Source organism: Bartonella sp. AP58NXGY, assembly GCF_042195785.1.
Classification (GTDB): Bacteria; Pseudomonadota; Alphaproteobacteria; order Rhizobiales; family Rhizobiaceae; genus Bartonella.
The window spans coordinates 1-592 of sequence record NZ_JBHIOY010000373.1 but is presented as its reverse complement, the minus strand read 5'-3'; the positions used below and the strand labels follow the sequence as shown (position 1 = coordinate 592).

Annotated in this window: 1 protein-coding gene and 1 pseudogene; one reads left to right on the top strand and one right to left on the bottom strand. The window is 35.5% G+C overall.

What is annotated here, in order from left to right; all coding sequences use genetic code 11:
* A pseudogene (locus ACFINC_RS11505) lies at window positions 1-233 on the top strand (hypothetical protein); the annotation flags it as partial.
* Window positions 234-236: 3 nt separating this feature from the next.
* On the opposite strand, the gene ACFINC_RS11500 reads toward ACFINC_RS11505, so the two are convergent.
* A partial coding sequence (locus tag ACFINC_RS11500) for a hypothetical protein (protein WP_375617286.1) occupies window positions 237-592 on the bottom strand: 356 nt, incomplete at its 5' end.

Sequence of the window (592 nt, the reverse complement as noted above, 5' to 3'; positions counted from 1 at the left end):
ATGATGTGTCTACAAATTCAGATCCAGATAGCTTTGAACAATGGGTTCAAAAAGCAACAAATCACTATCAAGCCGTGCAAGAGGCACTAAAAGAAGCCCAATGCCTCTATAGACAGTATAACCTTTATGCAGCGCTACAGTACCTCGTTATAGAAGATCAAACGCTACCATATCTTGTGAATTCATTACGCGTTGCTCTTAATGCGCTTCAGAAGCACTTTTTGCAAAAATAACTATCAATAGAATATGAAGGGAATGGCAATAACAGCTAAGACGGTCATTATTGTAAATAAAAACGCAGGAATCTTTAACCTAAATCTCCAGAGTATGTTAATCGGAAGAGACATTATGGTGATTATTATAAAGCCTATTACGAACCATTCTATTGTCTGCCTTTTTTTTAAACGACGCTTCAATATTTCATTATACTTTTCCTCATTAGTAGCAATTAGTTTAAATTTATCTCTAGGAAGTCCTTCAGTAGGAGGTATTTCTTTTGAATCAACACAAGCAATAAAAGAAGATGGATTTCGTACATCACGCAAAACAGGAATTTGGCCATCTGGGCATAGTTTTAAATACCTATCTTCTG